This is a genomic window from Bifidobacterium italicum, assembly GCF_002286915.1.
GTDB lineage: Bacteria > Actinomycetota > Actinomycetes > Actinomycetales > Bifidobacteriaceae > Bifidobacterium > Bifidobacterium italicum.
Map to the genome: position 1 here is coordinate 88,383 of NZ_MVOG01000004.1, position 20,973 is coordinate 109,355.

The following is a 20,973-nucleotide window of genomic DNA, read 5'->3' on the forward strand; positions in this document are numbered from 1 at the left end:
GAGGCGGGGAGCGGCAAGAGGGGCGGAGCCGCGCACGATGGTTCATTCGTGCGCGGCTCCGCCCCTCTTGCCGATTCGATGCGTTATGACCGATCCGCCGCCGTCCCCTCAGGGTCCGGCGCTCCCTGGGGTGCGCCCTTGACGTCCGCGGCCTCCGTCCTCGCGTCCGGTGCCGCCTTCTTCGCGGGCGTCTCCTTCTTCGGTTTGAAGGTCGACAGCATGCCGAGGGCGCCGCGGAACGTAAGCGTCGGCAGATACGCGCGCACGATCGCGATGCCGAGGTTCGCGAGCAGCGCCGAATCCGGGTAGCAGATGTAGACCGGATGTTCGGAGGGCTGGAACTTCTTCTTGAAGTTGTACAGCGACTTGAAGCCGTAGGCGGGTTCGAGCAGGTCGGCGACGAGCGCGAGCGAATGCTGCAGCATGACGGTGCCGTCGATGTTCGTCTCGTCGTCCGGCTTCGCCTCGGACGCGTCGTGCAGTCCGGTCAGCGGCGCCGCCGACAGCGAGATGAAGTCGACCTTCTCGTCCGGATGCTCCTCGTCCCAGTCGTGCATGCGCTGCGCCATGCGTGCGATGAGGAACTCCATGATGCCGTTGTAGCTGCCGGGTCGGTAGCGCATGAAGTCGAGCGTCCAGCCGGAGACGTGCCCGTCGCGCCACGTCGGCAGCCAGCTCGTGACCGCCTGCACGACGCCGTCGGCGTCGATCGCGTAGAGGATGCGCACGCGCGGGTCCTTGAGCTCCTCGACGCCGCCGAGCGTGAACTTCATCTCCGGCAGCGCCTTGCCCTGCGACCACTGTTCGGAGATCTCCTGGATCTGCGTCTGCACGTCGGCCGGCGCATCCTCGTAGGCGCCCATCTCATCGGTGATGCCCTCGCGCTTCGCCTTGTTGATCGCGGTGCGCACGTCCTGCCATTTCTTGCCGGTCGTCTTCCAGCTCTGCGGGTCGATGACCATCTCGTCGCCGACCATGATCGAATGCCATCCGAGGCTCGCCAGATGGTCGCGCGCCGGCTGGTGCACGGCGTAGAACACCGGCGACCACGAATGGTCGCGGCAGAAGCGCGCGAACTCGTCGAGGTCGCTCGTCCATTCCTCGGCGTCGCCGAAGGGGCCGGTCGTCGTCAGCGCGATGTGGTTGAGCACGCGATAGGCGACGGCCGAACGGCCGGTCGGCGAGATCCAGTACTCGTTGCCCTCCCACGTCGTCATGAAGCTCATCGATTCGCCGCCGCGCTCGACGAGCTCCTCGGCGCGCGCACGCGCCTTCCTGTCGTAGTCGATCGTCGCGTTGAGCCATGCGAAGGCGACGGCGACGAAGACGATCCAGAACACGATGCCGACGCCTTGGTAGACGAGCGAGGCGAGCGCCGTGTCCGGCACGAAGGCCAGCCGCGTGTTCGTCAGGAAGCCGATCGGCAGGAACCGGCCGGGCAGTTCGGCGAGCAGCACGCGCAGGCCCGGACGCGGCGTGAAGTCGCCGGGACGCGTCAGGCCGAAGATCAGATAGACGGCCGCGCACACCACGAAGGTCGCGCCGAGCACGATCAGGCTGACGCGCAGCGGTCGCGCCTTCGTGCGGATCAAGAAGTCCGGCAGCTTCGCGATGAGCGCTATGGCGTACAGCAGAGGCACGAGCGCGTTGACGAGACACGTCTCGATCGCGCGGCCGGAGAACGCCGTGGCCGCGCCGCCGAGCGCGAAGGGCATGACGAGGTAGTAGCTCACGGTGATCACGCTCGAGGCCAGGTAGAAGACGATGCTGCAGATCGCGGCCGTGCGCCGTCCCAGATAGACGCCCCAGGCGAGTGCGAGCATGACGAGCAGCGGCAGCACCGAGCGGATCAGGTCGCCGGTCATGCTCGCGCGCATCAGCTCGTACTGCTGGAAGCAGCCGCTTGTGATCTGCCCGTGCATGCAGCTCGCGAGTTTGCCGGTGTTGACCGAGCCGGGGCTGAGCACCCAAGCGAGTCCGGTGAGCGGCCCTGCATGCGAGCGCGACGTGGCAGCGACGACCGGGCCGAGCGCGAGCACGGCGCCGATCGCGCCAAGGACGCGGCGCGTCTCGGACGAGCTGCTGTACTGCCAATGCCAAGCGCCGTCCTCGATCGGAGGCCCCGCCATCGCGCGGCCGATGAGCTGTCCGGCGACCGCGGCGACGAGCATGCAGTAGTCGCCGGGGTTGCCGCCGTAGAGCAGCACGACGAGGATCGCCGTGTAGCCGATCAGACGGATGCGCCGGCGCCACAGCTGGTAGGCGAAGGCCGTGGACGCGAACAGCGCGCCGATGACGAGCACGAGCGGCGACAACGTGAACCGCACATGGTAGATGATCGCGTTGTCCTGCAGCAGCGCGTTGAAGCCGGCGCACAGCAGCAGGCCGAACGCGATGCCGATGGCGGCGCTCGCCAGGCTCGCGCCGATTGTGCGCCACACGCCCATCATCGGCTCGGCGATGCACAGCATGCACAGGATCAGCAGCGCCTCGACGACGAGCTGGAACACGCTGCGCGTGAGCACGAGCGACGGCATGAGCCGCCCGAGGTCGAAGGCGCCGAGCGTCGTGTGCATCGACGCGTACGGCAGCGTGCGGTGCTGCACCGCGTACCACAGCCACCAGCACAGGTTGACGACGATGAATCCGAAGGTCGTCCACAGCGCGAAACGCTGCTCGTGCGCCCATCGGCGCAGGTCGCGGCCGAGCTGGACGCCCACGCCGCCGTCGTTATGCGGCCGTGCGGCCGCCGTCCTTGCGTTCATTGCTGCACCTCGATTCCCGGATGCTCGTCCATCCGTCTCTCCTCACGTCGCCGTTCGTCGGCGCCCGACTCATGCCGGGACGCCGCGCCGGCGTCCAATCCCATCCGGTCGCACAACCAAGGCAGCGCGACGGCGAGGGTCTCGTTGACCGCGCGCCAGTCGTGTCCCGCGTCCTTGACCTTGATCTGGACGACCGTCCACCCGGATTTCCTGGCCTCCTCACCAATCGTAGCGATGTTGGCCGTCGAGACCGTGTCCTTTTCTCCGGCCGCCAGAATCATCACCTGATTCGACGGCGCGTGGGCCCGCAGCGCGTTGACCGGCACCTGACGCTCATAGGCGGCGCGGTCGCCGCCGAAGTAGCCTTCGACCATCTGCTCGACGCTGCCGTCGGTCGGCGCGATCTCGCCGTCCACGGCGAGCACGTTGCCGTAGAGCTCCGGATGGTTCGGGCCGAGCTGCGTCGAGCAGGTGCCGCCCTGCGAGTACCCGCCGATCGTCCAATCCGCCGGATCGGTGCTCACCGGCAGGTTCCTGCGGATCCAGTCGGGAACGTCACGCGTCAGATAGGTCTCCGCCTTGCCCCATCGGGTTGTGTCCGCGCACAGCGAGTTGCGCGAGGCCGCCGTGTTCTGGTCGGGGGAGACGACGATCGGCGCCAGGCCGTCATGCTCGTTCGCGTACCGCGTCAGGTCGGCGATCGTGTCGCTCGCCGTGAAGAAGCGCGTCGGGCTGCCGGGCTGCCCGGCGAGCATGACCATGACGGGCAGCTTCGGAGGGTGCTTCGCGAGCGCCGCCGGCGGCAGCCATACGAGCCCCTTTCGTGCGCGGAACCTCGAGGCGGGGTTCGGGATGTCCACCGACAGCAGCCTGCCTTCCTTCGCGGGCGTCTGCCGTCCCTCGTCGACCTGCCTGACCCATGCGTCGACGCTGACCGTGTCGAGCGAGATGTGCAGCGTCGAGATGTGCGGATAGGGCGAATAGTCGACAAGCGAGCCGATCGTCTGGTATTCGCCGTAAATCGCGTTGACGCGCACGCCGGTGGCGACGAGCGTCAACGGGACCATGGCGATCGCGAGCGCGCGCCGCCAGCCGCGCGTGCCGACGGCGGCGGCGACGAAGAAGCCGAGCAGCAGGAAGCCGACGGCGCAGGCGATGATGACGTCCCATCCCAGTTCGACGCCGAAGAGCACGATGCCGTTCGAGACGAACCAGACGGCGGCGCCCCCGACGAGACCGCAGCCGAGCGCGACGAGGCATTGGCGCGCGAGCGCGCGCCGCCGCCCGCGGTCCGACTGCGTGATGACGAGCGTGGCGAGTCCGAGCGCGACGAGCGCCCAGAACAGGACCGGGAACCATCCGTGCGTGATGCGGATCGCGTAGAACCCCTTCCATACGGCGGCGGAAGCCATGATCGTCCTCCTCGGTGGCGGCTGCAACGTCCTTCGATGCCCGCGTGCGGGCGGTACACACTGTAACGGCGCCGTCGGGGCGTGCGACGACGATTCGCCGCATCGCTGAACCGGGCGGCCGGGGCGCCGGCTCGTCGCACAGCGGATTGTCAGCTTGTCGGGGGACAATGGTCGCGCCCTTTCCCATCGGGGAGACCGTACCGCCGACGCACCGCGGACGGATCGGCACCCACGAATCCAAGAACCCAAGACATCTGGAGCGGCACGACAGTGGACAACGAACAACGGCGGCCGGACGCCGACATCGAGGAACTGACGATCCGGACGATCGATCCGGAAGACGCCCGTGACGCGCGTCCGCGCGGCGCGCACGGCTCACGCACCGTCTGGGCGGTCGTCTACGCCGTCCTCTTCCTGCTCGCCGACTACGCGGCGTTCGCGATCATGCAGTGGGGCGTCGCGCTGACGTCGACGCGCGTGCAGCTGTCGAGCGCGAACGAGGGGATCGGGGCGATGTGGCACAAGATGTTCACGCAGGGCAACTGCGTGCTGCCGCTCAACCTGCTGCTCATCGGGCTCGTCTATCTGATACTGCTCATGGCGACGAACCGCTTCTGGGTGGCGACGCCGATCCTGCTGTCCGCCGCCGCCGTCATCGCGGCCGCGGAGAAGATGAAGATCGCGACGCGCTACGAGGCGATCCTGCCCTCCGACCTCAACTTCCTGGGCGGCAACACCGGCGACCTGATGAAGTTCCTGCCGCCTGAGGCACCGGGCATCATCGGCGTCGCCGCCGCCGTCATCGCCGTCTCGGTCGTCCTCGCCGTCGTCTGCTGGCGTCTCGACCCGCGCCGCGGCGCGCTCGTCGCCGGCGGCAACAAGGCGGTCGGCGCGTGCACGCGCATCCTGCTCGTGCTGCTGCCCGCGCTCGGTCTCGCCGGCTACGCGACGTCCGTCGGCAGCGTCGGATCGTGGGGGTACCACGTCTCGCGCGGCATGGGCGACAAGCCGTCGATGTGGGACTCCGTCTACGACGCGCAGCGCAACGGCGTCGTCGTCTCCTTCCTGCGCCAGGTCCACCCGAAGGTCATGGACATGCCGTCCGACTACAGCAAGGAGACGATGGAGCAGGTCGCCGCGCGCTACGCGAAGGAGGCGGCCGCGATCAACCGCACGAGGACGCATTCGCTCGACGACAGCACCGTCGTCTACGTGCTGTCCGAATCGTTCTCCGATCCCACGCGTGTGCCCGGCGTCGAGCTCAACAAGGACCCGATGCCCGACATCCGCAAAATCAAAGGGGAGACGACGAGCGGCCTGATGCTCTCGTCGGGCTACGGCGGCGGCACCGCGAACCTCGAGTACATGGGCCTGACGGGCATGAGCATGACCAACTTCGACGCGTCGCTGACGAGCCCGTACCAGCAGCTCGTGCCCGGCGCCTGCTGGACGCCGAGCGTCAACCAGCTGTGGGGGCCGCCGAAGAACTCGATCGGGCTGCATCCGTACGAGCCGAGCATGTACTCGCGCGAGACGAACTACAAGAAGCTCGGGTTCTCGCACTTCTACGCGCTCAAGGGCGACGATATCATCGCGCATCAGGACCGCATCGACGATTCGCCGTACGTCTCCGACGATGCGACCTACAGGAGCACCGTCGAGGAGATCAAGAAGACCGACGGCAACCAGTTCCTGCAGGTCATCACGATGCAGAACCACATGCCGTACAACGACTGGTACAAGGACAACGAGTTCGAGGTCACCGACGCGGCCGGCTCCCAAAAGCCGCTCACCGATAAGGAGAAGAAGTCGATCCGCACCTACGCGAAAGGCATGGAGCTGACCGACGCGGCCACGAAGGACTTCCTCGAGGAGCTCGACGAAATCGACAAGCCGATCACCGTCGTCTTCTACGGCGACCATCTGCCCGGCATCTACTCGACGGCCGGCGCCGACACGAGGAACTCGATCGGTCTGCATCTGACCGACTACTTCATCTGGTCGAACGAGGCGTCGTGGAGCCACGACACGAAGATTGAGGACAGCGCGTACACGTCGCCGAACTTCTTCATCGCGCAGGCCGCCGAACAGATGAACGCGAAGGTCTCGCCGTACATCGGCTTCCTGACACGCATGCACGAGCATGTGGCCGCGATGGAGCCGCCGGTCGTCAACACGATCCAAGGCTGGGACCGCATCCCCGAAGGCCAGGCGATCTACCTCGACGAGGACGGCGAGCCGATGAGCGTCGCGGACATGGACGAGGCCACGAAGCGGCTGCTCGCCGACTACCGCCTCATCCAGTACGACATCACGGCCGGCGCGAACTACCTCAAGGACACCGATTTCATGACGCTGCCGAAGTGACGCCCGCGCCCGTCCCCATGTGACGAGGCCTCGCCGACGTATGCCCATCCATGATCCCCTGACATTTTACCCAGAGTAAAACGTCAGGGGATTTTTGTCGTCCGTGCTTATCCTTGTAACTGGTAAAACGTTTTACCGATGTGGTGACGATGCGGTGACGATGCGGGACGGACATGCGGACGACCCGCCACCACGGCACTGCGATTGGATTCAAAGGAGAATACCATGGGAAAGAAGATCATCCTCGACTGCGACCCCGGGCACGACGACGCCGTGGCCATCCTGCTCGCCCTCGGCAACCCCGCGATCGACCTGCTGGGCGTGACCACCGTCGGCGGCAACCAGAGCCTCGACAAGGTGACCTACAACGCCCGCGCCGTCCTCGAGAAGGCGCACGCCGTCGATGTGCCGGTGCACATGGGCTGCGGCCGCCCGCTCATCCGCGAGCCCGAGGCCGCCGCGACGATCCACGGGCAGAGCGGGCTCGACGGCGTCGAACTGCCGGTGCCGAGCCGCCCCCTCGACGAAGGCCACGCCGTCAATTGGATCATCGACACGATCATGGCCAATCCGCCGCAGACGATCACGCTCGTGCCGACCGGGCCGTTGACGAACATCGCGCTGGCGGCGCGCCTCGAGCCGCGCATCGTCGAACGCGTCAAGGAGGTCGTCCTGATGGGAGGCGGCTACCATGTGGGCAACTGGAGCGCCGTCGCTGAATTCAACGTGAAGGTGGACCCCGAGGCCGCACACATCGTGTTCAACGAATCCTGGCCCCTCACGATGGTGGGCCTCGACCTGACGCATCAGGCGCTGTGCACGCCCGCCGTGCAGCGGCGCATGGAGGCGCTCGGCACCGACCTCGCCTCCTTCGTCAGCGGGCTCATGGACTTCTTCCGCGCCTCCTACCGCGAGAACCAGGACTTCGTCGACCCGCCGGTGCACGACCCGTGCACGGTCGCGTACCTCATCGACCCCACCGTCATCACGACGAGGCGCTGCCCGGTGGACGTGGAGATCCACGGCGATCTCACCCTCGGAATGACCGTGGCCGACTTCCGCGGCGCCGAACCCACCCCCGAGGAATGCCATACGCAGGTGGCCGTCCACCTGGACGTCGAGAGATTCTGGGATCTCGTCATCGACGCCATCAGGGCGCTCGGCTGAAGGCCGCATAGGACCATAGGACCAGAGGAACCAACCCAGAGGAATCAACGAGGATTCAACGAAGGAAGCATCCATCATGACTACCGCATCGACGAAGCCCGTCATACCCGCGAAAAACGACGGCGACGGCAAATCCATCATCGCGCTCATGGTCGCGCTCATGGCGGCCATCTTCGCGTTCCAGCTCAACGCGTCCATGCTCTCCCCGGCGCTCACCACGATGGCCAACCAGCTGCGCAGCGACGACGCCCAGATAGGACTGACGCAGACGGTGTTCTTCACCGCATGCGCCGTGTTCTCGCTGTTCCTGCCGCGATTGGGCGATCTGGCCGGGCGCAAGAAGGTGCTCATCGGCATGCTCGCGCTCACCGGCATCGGCTGCTGCATCTCGGCGCTCGCCGTCAACGTGCCGATGCTGATGGTGGGACGCGTCATCCAGGGCGTCGCCGGACCGGTCGTGCCGATGACGCTGCTCATGCTGCATGCGCGCGTCACCGACGACGCGCGCTATGCACGGCTCATGGCCATCCTGACCGCCGTCAACGGCGGCATTGGCGGCGTCGACGCGCTGCTCGGCGGCTGGCTCGCCGGCCACTTCGGCTTCCGTTCGATCTTCTGGGTGATGGCGGGCGTCGCGCTCGTCGCGATCATCCTCGTGTGGCTCTTCGCCGGCGAAAGCCATGCCGAGGAGAGCCAGAAGATGGATTGGCTCGGCGTGGTGCTGCTGTCCGCGGCCTTCCTGTCCATCTACCTCGCCATCGACCAGATCCAGAAGCTCGCCGGGGCCAATTGGTGGCTCGTGGCCGTCGAGCTCATCGTCGGCGCCGCGCTGTTCATCGGCTTCTGGCATGTCGAGAACCATAAGAAGAATCCGATGGTCGCCACCAAGTACCTCAAACAGCGCCGCACCTGGGGCCTGCTGCTCACCACGCTGCTGACGATGACCGGCGTCTTCGCGATCATGAACGGCATCGTCCCGGCGCTCGCGCAGGACACGCGTTTCGGCGCGGGCATCTCCACCGACACCGTCTCGCTGTTCACGCTCACCCCGTACGCGCTCGTCGGTCTGGCCTTCGGCCCCGTCGCCGGCGTGCTCGCGTCCAAGCGCGGATACCGCTTCGTGCTGCGTGCGGGCCTTGTCGTCTCCGCGATCGCGATGGTCTTCGGCGTCTTCGTCTGCCACGGCCCGGCGATCTGGAACCTCATCGTCCTGTCGGTCGTGCTCGGCGTCTCGTATGCGGGCACCGCGAACATCATGCTCAACGGATTGGGCATCGTGCTGTCCCCGGAGGACAATCCGGGCTACCTGCCCGGCCTGAACGCCGGCGCGTTCAATCTGGGATCCGGATTGAGCTACGCGATCCTGTACGGGCTGCAGAAGGCGTTCACGGCCTCCGGCGGGGCCACCTTCGGATACATGGCGTCGATGGTCGGCGGCATCGTCCTGCTCGTTCTCGCCCTCGCCTGCTCGTTCCTGATCCCCAAGCCGCAGCAGGAGCGCTGACCCGGCTTCATCCATGACGCGGTCGCCGGCGGACATCCCGCCGGCGACCGCGTCTGTGCTGTAGGGCCGATGTCATATGCGGCGCTTGAAATAGGCGAAGAGATCGCGCTCGCGCACGCACAGCGACGCGGCCACGGCCCCGGCAACCGCACCCAAAGCGGCGGCGAGCATCGGGCGCAGCGTCAGCACGACGATCTGCTGCGGCGCGGAACCCGCCCACAGATGCATGACGGCCAGCGGCAACGGCAGGCACAGCACGATGGCCGCGAACGTCCAGCTGGCCGTCTCCAGCATCATCTGGAGCACCAGAGCCGGTTTCGGCACACCGCAATGCAACGCGGAAGCCAATTCGAGACGCCGCGTCCACACGGCGACGAAGCCCAGCGCCAATGCGACGCCACCGGCCAGCGCGGGCATCCATGCCGTTGCGCGCGATGAGAACAACGCGGAGGAGTCAAGCCCGGCTCCGAACCTCGTGTTGAGCTGGCGTACGGTGGGGCGGTTGTCCCCGTCGTCGGACACGGTGCCGACGCTGAGCAGCGCCAACGATTCGATCGAATCGGGCACGGGCCATGTCTTGATCAGGCATTCGTCGAATACGCCGTCCCGGGGCACCGGCTGCACGACGGCATAGGTCGCATTGGAGCTGCGTCCGTCCTCGGGGGAGGGGTAGACCCCGGCGATCGTCGCCGGCGTGTCGTCGGCGAGCCTCGCCGTCTGTCCGCTTGTCAGGCCGAGCGTCTCGGCGGCCTGTCCGGACAGCCAGACACCGCTCGATTCGGAGCCGGTAAGCGCGCGTGTGTCGCGGCTGTTCGCCGAGGCCAGCGCCTGCACCGCGCCCGGCGTCGCCTCCAGCAGCGGCAGCGACGTGGAGGGAAGCACGGCGAACGATATGCGCGAATCGGCGGTCCGGATCGCACCGGCGGCATGCACTCCCGGGGCGTCGGCGAGTGATTCGCAGGATCGCGCGTCGATGCGGCCGGGATATTCCACGACGTAGGTCGAGGCCCCCGAGGAGACGTAGTCGTCGATGCGTTCGTCGATCGAGCGCAACTGGAGCAGCTCGGCGCCCGCGGCGGTGAACATGATGGCCATAAGCGCCGCCGCGTACAGCAGCGCATGCGTCGTGCCGGAGAGGATGTCGCGCATGGCTTCGCCGGTCACGCCGCGCAGTCGCATCTGCGCTCGTTGTGCGCGACCGTGCCCGTTTCGTGCGGCGCTCATTGGTAGTCCCTCAGATCGATCACGTCGGTGCATGCGTCGCGGGTATCCGGATCGTGGGTGGCGATGACGACGATGACGCCGGACCGACTCAACGCATGAAGATGGTCGTTCACTTCCCTCGCGGTGTGCCGGTCGAGCTGCGCTGTCGGCTCATCCACAAGCAGCAGCTGCGGTGAGGTGGCGACGCCGCGGGCGAGCATCAGACGTTGCGCTTCGCCTCCGGACAGGTCGCAGAACCTGCGCATGGCAAGGGATCCAAGTCCAAAAGCGGCGAGCAGCCCAAGCGCGTGGCGGTTCGCCGCCTCGCGACGCTCACCTCGTGCGATGAACGGCAGCGCCACATGGTCAAGGGCGCTGCGGTGGGCGACGCCATGCGGGTTCTGCTGCACCCAATGCAGCTGTTCGCAATGCACGCGCTCGACGCTTCCCTCCAACGGCGCGATCCATCCGGCGATGATCGAGAGCAACGTGGACTTGCCCGAGCCGGACGGTCCGATCAATGCATAGACGTGGCCTGCGTCCAATCGCCGCGTGAGTCCGTGGAACAGCATGTCCGCACCGTCATGGCCCCTCTGGTTCGCATGGAAGGCGTGACCCACATCATGCAGCAGGACCATTGCATCCGTCTTGTCCGCCGCGTTCATCGGCAACTCACCGTCTTGTCGGCGGGTACGTCAACATGCTCCAATGTGCCCGATTGCGGGGAGACCATCGATCTTCCCAACTGTGAGGCCACGATCGTCACCTGCTGCGGCTCGCCGTCGACGGTCACGCAGCCTTTCCCGCTGCTTACATCGGTCAGTGCCGACGGAGGGATGATCGATACTGCGCGCGGTTCCGCCAGCGACCACTGATAGATGACGTCGACGGGCGAGCCGTCTGCGACGGCGGATTGCTGTGATGATGCGCCCGAGGACGACGATGCCGAAACGCCCGATCCGCTGCCGGAGAGCATCGACTGGTATTCGTGGCTGGCCGCGATTGCGTTGAGGAAAGCCGGATCGTTCATCTGTGTGACATCGTCGTCTATTTCGAAGGTTTTGTCGGCTACCGTCACCGTGCGTTTACCCGCGGCCGGCTGCCCGTCCGCATTTTCGGAAGTGCGGATGATGATGGCGTTGGTGATGATCGGCGCAGTCTGCGCGATGCCGTCTCCTGCATGGACCTGCGTACCGACTCGCACCGAGCATTGACGGATCGTCATCGCCTTGGCGGGTTGCCACAGAATCTGAGCCGGATCGAGGTTCCATCCGTTGTCCGCCGTGATGAGGGGAGCTCCGGTCTTCTCGGCGAGCGCGTTGAACGCGGCGATGGAGTCGGAGGAGAACGTATCCGTATCGGGGGCCGCATATCCAAGGTCACGCAGCGCGTCATGCAACGAGCGCACATCGTTCCCCTGTGTGCCGATGGCGAGCGGCCGATACAACGGGATGCTGGTATGCAGCGACAGCACGGCATGATCGTTGATGGAGAACATCGACGTTCCCGATTGCAATGCGGCGCCGGCGGTGCAGGTGGAGGATGTGAGCGTCCCGTCCTGCGGCATCTGCAATGTCGAGGCGTCGCTTTGGGCGAGACGGAAGGTCACGGCGCGCCGATCGTCGAAGACGCCGTCCTCGACGGTCATCGTGCCGGCTGTCGTCTTCGAATCAAGGTCCGAGGGAGGGACGGGCCGTATCAGGAGCAATGCAAGCCCCATGCCGATGGCGAGCATGACCGCGCAAAGCAACACGATGACTGACATGCTGATACGCGGTGTGTGGCGCATGATCCTTGGGCGCGTGTGATTGCTCATGGGGGTGGCTTCTCTCGTGACGTTGCGGATTCGGCCTTATGCGTTGGGGTTGGCGTTGCAGGCCCAGTAGGCTGGTGATTTCTCGGCGTCGTAGTCGGAACGTTGCTCGTTGAAGTACTTGCCGAAATACTCGTCGTCGAGGTCGGGGTCGGTGACGATGCGCTTGTAGTCTTCCGCCGTCATCGTTTCGTCGGCGATCCCGTGGCGCTTGAGACAGTCGACAAGCGGCGTGACAGTGTCTTCGCCAGAGGCATAGCCCTCGACGCTATGAAGGATTTCGATGTATGGCAAGGCGGTTCGTGTTTCACATTGTTTGGCGTCCTTGAGCGCCTGCTCGCCGCTTACGCCTACGGGGGCATGTTCGCTGCGAGCACCGGCATTCCCCTCAAATTCGACTTCGTATCCTTTTTCTTCAAGACAGTTTGAATACATTTCTCTGACTTGATCGAATTCGGCATCGGTAATATGTTCATCGATGAGTATCTTTCGTACGACATCGGATTGTGTCATATCGTATGCTTTTTGAAAAGTGACGGAGTTTGCCCCTGAGAATGTAACACTATCCTTGTTGAAATCTACATCTGTGGACTTGGAGTTTTGTCCACAACCTCCAAAAGCAAGAACTATGATAAAGGAAGTAAATATATAAATTGTTTTTTTCATGATGGGTATCCCTGTGGTATGGCTAAGTGAGGATAATGAGGGCGAGATAAGTATCTCGCCCTCTGATTCATGCTGATGGGGAAAGCTTCTTACTTGAAGAAATCAGCTCCAAAATCCAGCACGGGCAATCCTCTAGAATACGCAGAGGACTTATGATAGGTGGCCGCAGTCTCTCCCCTGAAGGTCTGGACAGAGCCGTCCGGATACTGGGCTTGGTGGTAATGACGAGAATAATAAGGGACGAAGGTGGCCATGGAATAATCCAGATAGACCACGCCTTTTCCGTACACTTCATACGCTTGCGCGATGCCGGTGAATCCGAATAACGATCCCAGTACCGCAGTGGCAGCCAGCAGCTTGCGTGTCTTTGACTTCATCGTCAATCCTCTCCTTTCTTTGATAATCGAGGAACACATCGTTATGTTCCTTATCTTCTAGTATTGCATGTCTATGATTTGTTTGTTGGTGTTTGTAGCAGTTCTATGACATCGCGTGCGGTGAAGACTGATATGCTATACCCGCGAAAATGCGAATTGAAATGCATGCTGTCATCATATGTATTTATGTTTATTATCTTCTTGAAATCTATATATAGCTGCTGTAATTGTATCTACTTGCAGTTTTTCCATCGCTCGATGTGCAAAGGTATAGACGGTGCTTAGTGAAACACCAAGCTGATTCGCGATTTGTTGGGTCGTGTTGTGTCGGGAATAGAGGTGCAGAACCTGTGCTTCCCGTACGCTGAGCGGTTTCTGCTGTATGGTTGTGGTGCCTGCAAGGTCCGCATGTGCCTCCGTTGTATTCTTGAAACGCGCGGGGTCGATGCTTTTCCCGACGGCTAGGAGGGATAGGGCGGATGGGAGCCGTTTAGCGAGATGCCTCTTCGCTATGATGCCTTGTGCGCCGGCCTGCGCCAACACTTCGATATATGACTCACACATCCCAGATGACATGCCGAGAATGCTTATAGAGTCTGTTTCGGACCGTATCTGACGGCAGATCTCCGGAGCGCTCGCGATGTCGAATGACATATCGAGAAGAAGCGCTTGAGGTTGTTGTGCATTTCGCCCATTGAGGCAACGCTGCAATGCTTCATCGGACGACGATGTTTGCCAGAGAAGCGTACACAGATGAGGTCGGCCGCCTAGCCATGATCCGAGCGACTTAAGACACCAGATATCATCATCCATAATGGCGATGGTTGTCTTCCTCATGCTGTCCCTCCCCATGTTGTTTTCGTCTTTGAAACCTGAAGTCATTGTAGGAGAACGCCAAATGTTCTGTCCATTGGTCTACCCATTTCGGGTAGGTGATTAGATATGTTGCCATTCTGCGCTCTCTGCCCCTTCATCGAACTGCTCAACACCGTGCAATACGTTTAATGAAGAACACAACCACAATGAAGCGTTGCAACGATTACTACTACCCTCTAGATTGCGCGCCGAACTCGTGGCGCAGCGCCATGAGCGCCAGCCGGTGGCCGCAGCCGTTGAGGAGTATGGCAATCAGGAGTTGGGGTTGGCGTTGCAGGCCCAGTAGGCTGGTGATTTCTCGGCGTCGTAGTCGGAGCGTTGTTCATTGAAGTACTTGCCGAAGTACTCGTCGTCGAGGTCGGGGTCGGTGACGATGCGCTTGTAGTCGTCGGCGGTCATTGCCTGATCGGCGATATCATGACGCTTGAGGCAGGCGACAAGCGCATCCACGGAATCGGAGTCGGGATCTTGCCCATCGAGCTGATGCAGCTGCTCCACATAAGGCAACGCAGTGTCTGCGACACACTCTTGTATGTATTCATCTATTTGATCGACGCTGACTCCGGGAGGAAAACGTTCGCTTCTTCTGCCGTCCGTTCCCTCGTATTCCACGGTGGCGCCCTTTTCCCCGAGGCAGTCGGCATACAGTTGTCTTATCTGGTCGAATTCGGCATCAGTGATATGCTCGTCAATCAATATCTTCCGGACAACATCTGACTTCGTGGAATTGTATGCCTTTTCATAGGTGATGGAGTTAGCTCCTGTGAACGTGACATCGTTCTTGTCGAAATCGACCGGTTGTGCGGATTGTGACTGCCCGCACCCTGCCAGCATGGCCACGATGCACAATGCCGATAGTGAGGTGAATGTCTTTCTCATCGCCGTCCCCCGTTTCTTCATCGTTGAAGCTTTGGGGTCATCATAAATGAAGCGTTGATGTTCTGTCCATCACTCTACGCATTTCGGGTATGGGCCTGTATTGTGAAGCCATTGAGATATGCGGTTGAATGACATGGACGCCGAGATCATGTCGGATGACGGGACTGAGCATGACATGCGCATCCGGCCCGAACGGATAGCGGGGCGGCATCATCGATGCCGCCCCGCGCTATGGGGATGAGGTCAGGTGCCGTCAGCCCTTGAGCGCCTTCGCGCCGATGTCGTGACGGTAGAACATGCCGGTCGTGTCGGCGGCGTCGAGGATCGCGTAGACCTTGCGCTGCGCCTCGGCGAGCGTCGGCGCCGAGGACTCGACGAGCAGCACGCGGCCGGAGTTCGCGACGAGGCCGTCGCCGTCGCGCGCGACGCCCGCGTAGTAGACGTGCGAGTCGTCGTCGACGTGCAGCTCGGGGATGCGCGCGCCCTTGACGACGTCGTTCGGATAGCCGTCGGAGGCGAGCACGACGCCGAGCGTCGCGTTGTCCTCGTCCCATGTGAACTCGGGCGTCTCGCCGTTGAGGATCGCGTCGATCGCGGCGCCGAGGTCGCTCGTGAGCTTCGGCAGCACGACCTCGGTCTCCGGGTCGCCGAAGCGCGCGTTGAACTCGATGACCTTCGGGCCGTCGGCGGTCGCGATGAGGCCGGCGTAGAGGATGCCGGTGAACGGCGTGCCGTCCTGCGCCATCGCCTCGACGGTCGGCTTGACGATCGTCGAGATCGCCTCGTCGACGACGTCCTGGCCGATCTGCGGGACCGGGCTGTAGGCGCCCATGCCGCCGGTGTTCGGACCCTGATCGTCGTCGTAGGCGCGCTTGTGGTCCTGGCTGATCGGCATCGGCCAGAAGTCGGTGCCGTTGACGAAGCTCATCAGCGAGAACTCCTGACCCTCGAGGAAGTCCTCGATGACGACCTTCGCGCCGGCGGAGCCGAAACGATGGTCGACGAAGATGTCGTTGAGCGCGGCGACGGCCGTCTCCTCGTCCATCGCGACGGTCACGCCCTTGCCGGCGGCCAGGCCGTCCGCCTTGATGACGATCGGCGCGCCGTGCCCGTGCACGTACTCGACGGCCGGGGCGAGCTCGTCGAAGGTCCTGTAGGCGGCCGTCGGAATGCCGTAGCGTTCCATGAGCTGCTTGGCGAAGTCCTTCGAGCCCTCGATCTGCGCGGCGGCCTTGCGCGGGCCGAAGGCCTTGATGCCGGCCTCGGCGAAAGCGTCGACGATGCCGTCGATGAGCGGGACCTCGGGGCCGACGAAGACCCAGTCGTAGCCGTTGTTGCGCACGAAGTCGATGAGCGCGGCCTGATTCGAAGGCGCGAGCTGCAACGTGCGGATGCCGTCCTCGAGCTCCATGCCCGGGTTGCCGGGGGCGACGGTGACCTCTTCGACGCTGCCGCCACGCAGCAGCGCGTCGGCGATCGCGTGCTCGCGCGCGCCGGAACCGATGACCAAAACCTTCATGTCTCTTCTTTCTTCGGGGGAGTGGTTGGGAAAAATCGTTGGAAACGACGTGAGGAAAAACGTCGGGAGACAACGTGGAAGGCCGCACGCGTGACGCGCGCGGCCTTCGGAGGGCTCAGACGAGCTCCACGTCCCGGTCGGACCTCTCGACGACGGAGCCGATGCGGTACGCCGCCTCGTTGGCGTGGTCGAGCAGGTTCATGACCTCGTCGACGCGGTCGGCGGGCACGGCGACGACCATGCCGATGCCCATGTTGAAGATGTTGTACATCTCCATATGGTCGACGTCGCCGGCCTTCTCGATGACGTCGAAGATCGGCGGCACCGGCCACGCGTCCAGGTCGATGCGCGCGGCGAGGCCGTCGGGCAGCATACGCGGCACGTTCTCGATGAAGCCGCCGCCGGTGATGTGGGCGACGCCGTGCACGAGGCCGGCCTCGAACAGCGGCATCAGCGCGTTCACGTAGATCTTCGTCGGCGTGAGCAGCACGTCGCCGAGCTCGCGGTCGCCCAGTTCGGGCAGACATGTGTGCACCGTGTAGCCGGCCTGCTCGAAGAGCGCCTTGCGCACGAGCGAGAAGCCGTTCGAATGCACGCCGGTGGACGGCAGCCCGATGAGGACGTCGCCGGAGCGGATCGCGGAGCCGTCGACGATCTTCGAGCGTTCGACGCAACCGACCGTGAAGCCGGCCAGATCGTACTCGTCGGCGTCGTACATGCCCGGCATCTCGGCGGTCTCGCCGCCGATGAGCGCGGCGCCGGCCTGCACGCAGCCGTCGGCGACGCCGGAGACGACCTGTTCGAGCACGGCCGGATCGTTCTTGCCGCAGGCGATGTAGTCGAGGAAGAACAGCGGCTGCGCGCCCTGGGCGACGACGTCGTTGACGCACATCGCGACGCAGTCGACGCCGATCGTGTCGTGCTTGTCCATGAGCTTGGCGATGACGAGCTTCGTGCCGACGCCGTCGGTGCCGGAGATGAGCACCGGCTCCTTGTAGTCGAGCGAGGCGAGGTCGAAGAGGCCTCCGAAGCCGCCGATGCCGCTGACGACGCCCGGGCGGTCCGTGCGTGCGACGTGCGATTTGATGCGCTTGACCACTTCGTAGCCGGCTTCGACGCTCACACCCGCGTCTTCATATGCTTGTGGCATGGTGACCTTCCTGTCCGCCGCGTAGATCGGCGGGTCGTTTCATTGGTGTTCGGATGGTTGGTGGGGCGGTCCGCGGACGCAAGGGGCGCCTTAGATGTTCGGGACCATGTATTCGGTGGGCGCGTCGGAGGCGTGCTCGCCGAAGGGCTTCTGGTGCATCGTGTACTCGGTGCCCTCGTACATCGTCTTCTTGCCGTTGTATCCGGGCAGCGTGACGCGGTCCTCCGGCGTGAGCGAGGCGAGGAAGTCGGCCTCGTAGTCGTCGAGCGCGGTCGGGTAGTCGCCGTTGAAGTAGGCGACGCACAGGCCGCCGTACGGGGCGTCCGCGTTCAGGCCGATCGATTCGATCAGGCCGTCGAGTGAGAGGAAGGCGAGGGAGTCCGCGCCGATGAACTCGCGGATCTCGTCGACCGATTTCTTCGCGGCGATGAGCTCCTGCGTCGTCGAGATGTCGATGCCGTAGAAGCACGGGTACTTGAGCGGCGGCGAGCTGATGCGCATGTGCACCTCGGCGGCGCCGGCCTCCTTGAGCAGCTGCACGATGCGCTTCGACGTCGTGCCGCGCACGATCGAATCGTCGATGACGACGATGCGCTTGCCGTTGACGACCGATTTGACGGCGGAGAGCTTCATGCGCACGCCCTGCTCGCGCAGCGCCTGCGTCGGCTGGATGAAGGTGCGCGCGACGTACTGGTTCTTGATCAGGCCCATCTCGTTGGGCAGTCCGGCCTCCTCCGAATAGCCGGAGGCCGCCGACAGCGACGAGTTCGGCACGCCGATGACCATGTCCGCCTCGACCGGCGACTCCTGCGCGAGGCGCGCGCCCATGCGCTTGCGCGCCGAATGCACGTTGACGCCGTAGATGTCGGAGTCGGGGCGCGCGAAGTAGATGTACTCCATCGAGCAGATCGACAGCTGCGTGCGGCTCGTGTACTTGACGGTGCGGTAGCCGGAATCGTTGATGATGATCATCTCGCCGGGCTGGATGTCGCGGATGCGCTCGGCGCCGACGACGTCGAGCGCGCAGGTCTCGGAGGCGAGCACGTAGGCGCCGTTCGTCATGCGGCCGAGCGAAAGCGGGCGGAAGCCGTTGGGGTCGAGCGCGCCGATCATCTCGTGCTCGGTCATGATCAGGTAGGCGAAGCCGCCGTGCACGGTGTTGAGCGCCTCCTGCAGCTTGTCGACGACGGTGCTGCGCACCGAGCGGCGCACCAGATGCATGAGCACCTCGGTGTCCGAGTTGGAGTGGAAGATCGCGCCCTCGTTCTCGAGCGCACGGCGCAGCGAGAAGCAGTTCGTCAGGTTGCCGTTGTGGCACAGCGCCATGTCCCCGTCATGGAAGCGGAAGACGAAGGGCTGGATGTTGTCGATGCCGCCGGAGCCGGCGGTCGCGTACCGGACATGGCCGATCGCGGCGTCCCCCTGCAGCCGCTGGATGTCCTTCTCGTCCTGGAACACCTGGGTGAGCAGGCCGAGGCCGCGGTGTCCGATGAGATGGCCGTGGTCGTTGGAGACGATGCCCGCCCCCTCCTGGCCGCGGTGTTGCAATGCGTGTAATCCGAAGTAGGTGAGGCGCGCGGCATCAGGGTGTCCCCATACGCCGAAAATGCCACATTCCTCATGGATCTCTTCGAGCTCAGCCGACAAGCCAAAACTCCTTCCACAACTGGAGACAAGGGATTCGCTACGGGATAAACCCTAGCAAGTGTCGGCTACATCGGGAAACGTGGATTTTGCGAAAACGGCGCCGTTGCAACGAATCCGGACCGTCCGCCCATTCACATGCCGGACACGGGCGGTCCGGAGGCCGGCGGGACGGGGTCTCAGGCGCGTGCCAGCAGCTCCGTCCCGTCGGCGATCGGCAGTCCGCCCGTCAGATGGTCGGCGAGCAGCGGCACCGACGTGGCGACGTCTGTGACGGCCCGGAACAGCGTGCGGCCCGCGCGCACCGACATCACGACGTCGGCGCGCGCGTAGACGGCGCCGAACGCGTCGTGGGCGTCGAGCACGACGAAGTTCGCCGGCCTGCCCTCCTCGATGCCGTAGACGTCGCGCAGGTGCATCGTCGTGGCGCCGTTGACGGTGAGCAGGTCGAGCGCGCGGTCGATCTCGGGCGGCGTCATCATCTGCGCCAGATGCAGCACGTAGTCGAGGATGATCATCATGTTGCCGTTGCCGAGCGGATACCACGGGTCCTGCATCGAATCCTGCCCGAGCGAGACGTTGACGCCGGCGTCGGTGAGCTCCTTGACGCGCGTGATGCCGCGGCGCTTGGGGAACGTGTCCTGGCGGCCCTGCAGATACAGGTTCTCGGTGGGGGCGCACGCGAAGTTCATCCGCGAGTTCCTCAGCAGCTTGGTCAGATGGAAGAAATAGCTGTCGTCCGCCGATCCGAGCGAGCAGGTGTGGCTCGCCGTCGTCATCGCGCCGATGCCCTCGGCATGGGCGAGCGCGGCGAGCAGCTCGACGAAGCGCGAGTTCGGGTCGTCGGTTTCGTCGCAATGCACGTCGATGAGGCGTCCGTAGCGGGACGCGAGCTCGACGGTCGTATGCATCGAGCGTTCGCCGAACTCGCGGCAGGCCTCGTAATGGGGGATCGCGCCCACGCAGTCGGCGCCCATCCGCAGCCCCTCCTCGACGAGGCCGGCGCCGCCGGGATACGAATACATGCCCTCCTGCGGGAACGCGACGATCTGGATCGTCACGAGGTCGGCGAGCTCCTCGCGCAGTTCGAGCAGCGCGCGCAGCGACGTGAGCTGCGGATCGGTGACGTCGGCGTGTGTGCGGATGTACTGCACGCCGTGGCGCATCTCCATCGCCACCGCACGGCGTGCGCGCGCCTTCACCTCGTCGACCGTCAGATCCGCCTTCGTCTCGCCCCAGCGTTGGATGCCCTCGAACAATGTGCCCGAGGTGTTCGCGGCGCCGGGCTTGCGGGACGTGAACACGTAGTCGAGGTGCAGATGCGTGTCGCAGAACGGGGCGCTGACGAGACGGCCCCCGAGGTCGACGACGGCCGCGCGCGTCAGGTCGTACCCTTGCGCGGCGAGCGTCGCGGGCAGATCGGGGCCGATCATGCGGAACCTGCCGTCCTCGACGAGCATGTCCTGCGGCTGGGGGCGTCCGCGCAATATGGCGTTGGTGAAAAGCGTGACGGTCATCATGGGTCCTTTCTCGTATCGGTGCGTCGCCCGTGACGTGCAGGTAACGCGAACCGGGCCTGTGCGTAATCTGTGCCCGTTATTCTCGCCGGCATCATTTGCGTGCGTATGGCG

The 20,973-nt window shown here is 64.3% G+C and carries 16 protein-coding genes; 3 read left to right on the forward strand and 13 right to left on the reverse strand.

Annotation, left to right across the window (positions count from 1 at the left end; translation table 11 throughout):
• Positions 1-83: 83 nt before the first annotated feature.
• Together B1400_RS01310 and B1400_RS01315 are read right to left on the reverse strand one after the other, a co-directional pair.
• The gene (locus tag B1400_RS01310) at positions 84-2,765 is read right to left on the reverse strand and encodes a bifunctional lysylphosphatidylglycerol flippase/synthetase MprF (protein ID WP_095612674.1); all 2,682 of its coding nucleotides are present in this window, start codon (positions 2,763-2,765) and stop codon (positions 84-86) included.
• Positions 2,762-4,177 carry an alpha/beta hydrolase gene (locus tag B1400_RS01315; protein ID WP_095612675.1) on the reverse strand — a complete coding sequence of 472 codons (1,416 nt, stop codon included), beginning with the start codon at positions 4,175-4,177 and terminating at the stop codon, positions 2,762-2,764. The genes B1400_RS01310 and B1400_RS01315 overlap by 4 nt, the downstream gene beginning before the upstream one ends.
• Positions 4,178-4,429: 252 nt before the next feature.
• Here B1400_RS01315 and B1400_RS01320 point away from each other — a divergent pair, with 252 nt between their 5' ends.
• The 3 genes from B1400_RS01320 to uriT all read left to right on the forward strand — a co-directional run bounded on the left by B1400_RS01320 (position 4,430) and on the right by uriT (position 9,215).
• Positions 4,430-6,544 (forward strand): LTA synthase family protein, encoded by a 2,115-nt coding sequence (locus tag B1400_RS01320; RefSeq protein ID WP_407641055.1) that lies wholly within the window; start codon positions 4,430-4,432, stop codon positions 6,542-6,544.
• Positions 6,545-6,769: 225 nt separating this feature from the next.
• On the forward strand, positions 6,770-7,711 hold the full coding sequence (uriH, locus tag B1400_RS01325) for a uridine-preferring nucleoside hydrolase UriH (protein ID WP_095612676.1): 942 nt from the start codon (positions 6,770-6,772) through the stop codon (positions 7,709-7,711).
• Between the two features lie 76 nt (positions 7,712-7,787).
• Positions 7,788-9,215 carry a uridine transporter UriT gene (gene uriT / locus B1400_RS01330; RefSeq protein ID WP_095612677.1) on the forward strand — a complete coding sequence of 476 codons (1,428 nt, stop codon included), beginning with the start codon at positions 7,788-7,790 and terminating at the stop codon, positions 9,213-9,215.
• A gap of 72 nt (positions 9,216-9,287) precedes the next feature.
• On the opposite strand, the gene B1400_RS01335 is transcribed toward uriT, so the two are convergent.
• The 11 genes from B1400_RS01335 to B1400_RS01390 form a co-directional block, all read right to left on the reverse strand.
• On the reverse strand, positions 9,288-10,394 hold the full coding sequence (locus tag B1400_RS01335) for a hypothetical protein (protein ID WP_095612678.1): 1,107 nt from the start codon (positions 10,392-10,394) through the stop codon (positions 9,288-9,290).
• Between the two features lie 41 nt (positions 10,395-10,435).
• Complete coding sequence (locus B1400_RS01340; protein ID WP_095612679.1) at positions 10,436-11,083, reverse strand: ATP-binding cassette domain-containing protein; 648 nt, start codon at positions 11,081-11,083, stop codon at positions 10,436-10,438.
• Positions 11,080-12,234, reverse strand: coding sequence for a hypothetical protein (locus B1400_RS01345; RefSeq protein WP_133064574.1), 1,155 nt, complete (start codon positions 12,232-12,234; stop codon positions 11,080-11,082). Before B1400_RS01345 ends, B1400_RS01340 begins: the two co-directional genes overlap by 4 nt.
• Positions 12,235-12,270: 36 nt before the next feature.
• A complete protein-coding gene (locus B1400_RS09415) occupies positions 12,271-12,897 on the reverse strand; it encodes a hypothetical protein (RefSeq protein WP_133064575.1) in 627 nt (208 codons plus the stop codon).
• An 89-nt stretch (positions 12,898-12,986) separates the two neighbouring features.
• Positions 12,987-13,274 (reverse strand): hypothetical protein, encoded by a 288-nt coding sequence (locus B1400_RS01355; protein WP_133064576.1) that lies wholly within the window; start codon positions 13,272-13,274, stop codon positions 12,987-12,989.
• A gap of 174 nt (positions 13,275-13,448) precedes the next feature.
• Positions 13,449-14,111 carry a response regulator transcription factor gene (locus B1400_RS01360; protein WP_157909606.1) on the reverse strand — a complete coding sequence of 221 codons (663 nt, stop codon included), beginning with the start codon at positions 14,109-14,111 and terminating at the stop codon, positions 13,449-13,451.
• Between the two features lie 291 nt (positions 14,112-14,402).
• Complete coding sequence (locus B1400_RS09420; RefSeq protein WP_133064577.1) at positions 14,403-15,029, reverse strand: LptM family lipoprotein; 627 nt, start codon at positions 15,027-15,029, stop codon at positions 14,403-14,405.
• Between the two features lie 253 nt (positions 15,030-15,282).
• Positions 15,283-16,548, reverse strand: a complete 1,266-nt coding sequence (purD, locus tag B1400_RS01375; RefSeq protein ID WP_095612686.1) for a phosphoribosylamine--glycine ligase — start codon at positions 16,546-16,548, stop codon at positions 15,283-15,285.
• A 115-nt stretch (positions 16,549-16,663) separates the two neighbouring features.
• Positions 16,664-17,698, reverse strand: coding sequence for a phosphoribosylformylglycinamidine cyclo-ligase (purM, locus tag B1400_RS01380; RefSeq protein ID WP_095612687.1), 1,035 nt, complete (start codon positions 17,696-17,698; stop codon positions 16,664-16,666).
• Between the two features lie 90 nt (positions 17,699-17,788).
• Positions 17,789-19,345, reverse strand: coding sequence for an amidophosphoribosyltransferase (gene purF, locus B1400_RS01385; RefSeq protein ID WP_095612688.1), 1,557 nt, complete (start codon positions 19,343-19,345; stop codon positions 17,789-17,791).
• Positions 19,346-19,521: 176 nt separating this feature from the next.
• On the reverse strand, positions 19,522-20,859 hold the full coding sequence (locus B1400_RS01390) for an amidohydrolase family protein (RefSeq protein ID WP_095612689.1): 1,338 nt from the start codon (positions 20,857-20,859) through the stop codon (positions 19,522-19,524).
• Positions 20,860-20,973 lie beyond the last annotated feature (114 nt).

Excerpts from the sequence above, each read along its gene's own strand:
- uriH (WP_095612676.1), top strand. The coding sequence starts at position 6,770 with ATGGGAAAGAAGATCATCCTCGACTGCGACCCCGGGCACGACGACGCC.
- B1400_RS01335 (WP_095612678.1), bottom strand. The coding sequence starts at position 10,394 with ATGCGACTGCGCGGCGTGACCGGCGAAGCCATGCGCGACATCCTCTCC.
- B1400_RS01390 (WP_095612689.1), bottom strand. The coding sequence starts at position 20,859 with ATGACCGTCACGCTTTTCACCAACGCCATATTGCGCGGACGCCCCCAG.
- B1400_RS01355 (WP_133064576.1), bottom strand. The coding sequence starts at position 13,274 with ATGAAGTCAAAGACACGCAAGCTGCTGGCTGCCACTGCGGTACTGGGA.
- B1400_RS01340 (WP_095612679.1), bottom strand. The coding sequence starts at position 11,083 with ATGAACGCGGCGGACAAGACGGATGCAATGGTCCTGCTGCATGATGTG.
- purM (WP_095612687.1), bottom strand. The coding sequence starts at position 17,698 with ATGCCACAAGCATATGAAGACGCGGGTGTGAGCGTCGAAGCCGGCTAC.
- B1400_RS01360 (WP_157909606.1), bottom strand. The coding sequence starts at position 14,111 with ATGAGGAAGACAACCATCGCCATTATGGATGATGATATCTGGTGTCTT.
- uriT (WP_095612677.1), top strand. The coding sequence starts at position 7,788 with ATGACTACCGCATCGACGAAGCCCGTCATACCCGCGAAAAACGACGGC.
- B1400_RS09415 (WP_133064575.1), bottom strand. The coding sequence starts at position 12,897 with ATGAAAAAAACAATTTATATATTTACTTCCTTTATCATAGTTCTTGCT.
- B1400_RS01315 (WP_095612675.1), bottom strand. The coding sequence starts at position 4,177 with ATGGCTTCCGCCGCCGTATGGAAGGGGTTCTACGCGATCCGCATCACG.
- B1400_RS01310 (WP_095612674.1), bottom strand. The coding sequence starts at position 2,765 with ATGAACGCAAGGACGGCGGCCGCACGGCCGCATAACGACGGCGGCGTG.
- purD (WP_095612686.1), bottom strand. The coding sequence starts at position 16,548 with ATGAAGGTTTTGGTCATCGGTTCCGGCGCGCGCGAGCACGCGATCGCC.
- B1400_RS01345 (WP_133064574.1), bottom strand. The coding sequence starts at position 12,234 with ATGAGCAATCACACGCGCCCAAGGATCATGCGCCACACACCGCGTATC.
- B1400_RS09420 (WP_133064577.1), bottom strand. The coding sequence starts at position 15,029 with ATGAGAAAGACATTCACCTCACTATCGGCATTGTGCATCGTGGCCATG.